Consider the following 2658-nt stretch of genomic DNA (forward strand, 5'->3'; position numbering starts at 1 on the left):
ACCTAATACAGCTGATAAAGTAAGACGTAGTACGGAAGATGGTGGTATCTCAATAATCTCTCCTTCTTCTTGAAATTTCACAATCAACTTTTTGAAATGTGAAAACAGTTCTGTTTCTACTAATTGCTGTATTTCATTTTTTAGTTCTGGTTGAAATGGTACTTCTTGAATTAATATTTTTATCATAGGAAAGTGTTTTTGAGCAAATTTAAATCTATTATGAATTACAACTCTTAAAAGTCCTTCATACGATTCATACTCTGATTTAAATATTTCTTTTGCAAAGGTTTGTACGAAAAATGGTGCAACGAACTTAGTTAAAGTTGGCATTACGACCGCTAGTAATAAATCTTTTTTCGTCTTATAGTAGCGGAAGATGGTTCCTTCCGCTACACCAGCACGCTTTGCAATTTCACTTGTTGAAGTTGAAGCGTATCCTTTTTCTCCAAACATATCAACAGCCGCCTCTAATATTCGCATTTGACGTTCATTTCGTTTATCCGTATTAGTTGCAGCTATTAATTCCTCCAGCCAATCCTTCTGCATTTATAAAGCTCCTTTTTGTCATTATTATATTTTGCGATGTTTCTTTAAAGCAAATACATTCCCTACTGCAAATAATAGTGAAAAAAGTAATAATACAGTAAGATCTAATGCAATCTCTGTAAACCCTTGATTCCGAATCATCACTTGTCTCATTGCGTCAGCGCCGTATGTGAGTGGAAATACTTTCCCTAACATTTGTAGCCACTTATTCATAGATTCCATTGGAAACAATCCAGAAAAGAAGATTTGTGGCACAATAACAAGCGGTATAAATTGAATCATTTGAAATTCATTATTTGCGTATGCCGATAAAAACGTACCTAATGTTAGTGCAGTTAAAGAGAGCATACATGTAATAAGTAGCGTTAGCCATATGGAGCCAGCTACGTATAAATCTAAAATATAAACGGAAAAGCTTACGATAATAATGGATTGTATAAAGGCAAAGATTCCAAAACCAATAATATAACCTGCGACTATTTCCCATCTTCTTACTGGGGTGGATAATAACCTTTCTAGCGTACCACTTAAACGTTCTCTTACGAAAGATACACCTGATAATATAAATACAAAGAAAAATGTAAAGAAACCAATTAATACAGGACCAAGCCCATCAAACATCGTAAAGTCTTTAGAGCCATGTAAATAATTTACTTCAGGTTTCATAATCGATACATCATTCTTCTCTGTGCTTTTTTGCAATACTTGAAGTACAGCACGATTTTTTGACGAATCACTACCTTCCAACAGAAGTTTCATTTTTCCATTCTCTATTCGAAATACTGCATCTACCTTTTGTTTTTCCAACTCAGAAATCGCCTTTTCCTTACTGTATTCATAAATTGACGCTTCTTGATTTTTCATCACTTTTACTATTTGAGCGGGCATATCAACAACAGCAATTTGCGGTATATAGTCTTTCTGTGTAAACACTAGTGACAAAAGCCAAAGTAATAACATCGGCGCTCCAAACATCATTGCTAACGAACGCTTATCTCGAAAAAATTGACGAATAATACGTATAATTACACCAGTAACTCTCATGATGGCACCACCTCTTCTAGCAAAAAGACATCTTCAATCCGTCCAGATGACACGCGTTTTTTCAATTCTTCAGTTGTTCCAACCGCAACTAGTTTCCCTTCTCTAATTAACCCTAGACGCTCACAAAATTCAGCTTCATCCATAATGTGCGTCGTTACAATAATCGTTGTGCCTTTCTTTTTAAGATCATAAAATTTTTCCCAAATCGTTTTTCTAAGAAGCGGATCTATCCCCACTGTAGGCTCATCTAAAATTAATATTTCTGGTTCGTGAAGGAGCGCTATTGCTAATGATAAGCGTTTTTTCATTCCACCTGAAAATTGTTGTACTTGCTTTTTCATATACTGTGACAATTGTACAAGTTCAAAAACCTCTGCAATTCTTGTCTTTTTACGTTTTCCCTTTAGTCCATACATCGTTGCTATAAAATCTGCATTTTCATATGCTGACAATTCTTCGTATAATGCATCCGCCTGGGCCATATAACCAATTCTTTTCATTTCATTTAAATTAGGCATATTAGTATTATTAACAAGCACTTCACCTTTCGTTGCCTCATTAATACCTGCAATCATTTTAATGAGCGTTGTTTTCCCCGATCCAGAAGGTCCAACAAAACCAAAAATTTCTGCTTTTTCAACTTGCAATGAAAGATTGTGTAACACTTCTTTTTTCCCAAAACTTTTTGATACAGTCCGTAAAATAATGGAAGGTTGTTGCACGTTTCATCCTCCTTTTCCAATAAAATGAGTGAGTACTCACTTTTATTTTACCCTTGCTTAATTATATGTCAAACTTCATTGATTAGTATGTATGTTCAATCAACGATATTAAACAATGAAACAGAGTCGACATTAGAATTTCATTTCCTAAAGTCGACTCTGTTTCATTTAAACTATAAATTTCACTTTACGTTTTTAAATTCATATACTTCCGAATTCTAGCAACATCTAAAGAATATTCAATAACTAATTGCTGTAACGGTAAAATAACTGTGTCAGGATATAAATGTGCATATTGTAATGTTTCTGCATATTTTTCTAACCTTTTTTCTAAATACTTTATTAT

3 protein-coding genes are annotated in these 2658 nt (G+C 33.7%); all 3 read right to left on the minus strand.

What is annotated here, in order from left to right:
- Positions 1 to 546: TetR/AcrR family transcriptional regulator (locus ABWK52_RS21490; protein WP_131256215.1), on the minus strand; the 546-nt coding region annotated here is incomplete at its 3' end.
- A 24-nt stretch (positions 547 to 570) separates the two neighbouring features.
- Entirely contained in the window at positions 571 to 1590 is a 1020-nt protein-coding gene (locus ABWK52_RS21495) for an ABC transporter permease (protein ID WP_001266728.1), read from the minus strand.
- Positions 1587 to 2312 (minus strand): ABC transporter ATP-binding protein, encoded by a 726-nt coding sequence (locus ABWK52_RS21500; RefSeq protein ID WP_001187071.1) that lies wholly within the window; start codon positions 2310 to 2312, stop codon positions 1587 to 1589. Before ABWK52_RS21500 ends, ABWK52_RS21495 begins: the two co-directional genes overlap by 4 nt.
- Positions 2313 to 2658 lie beyond the last annotated feature (346 nt).

It is taken from the genome of Bacillus sp. AP50 (genome assembly GCF_040492675.1).
Lineage (GTDB): Bacteria > Bacillota > Bacilli > Bacillales > Bacillaceae_G > Bacillus_A > Bacillus_A cereus.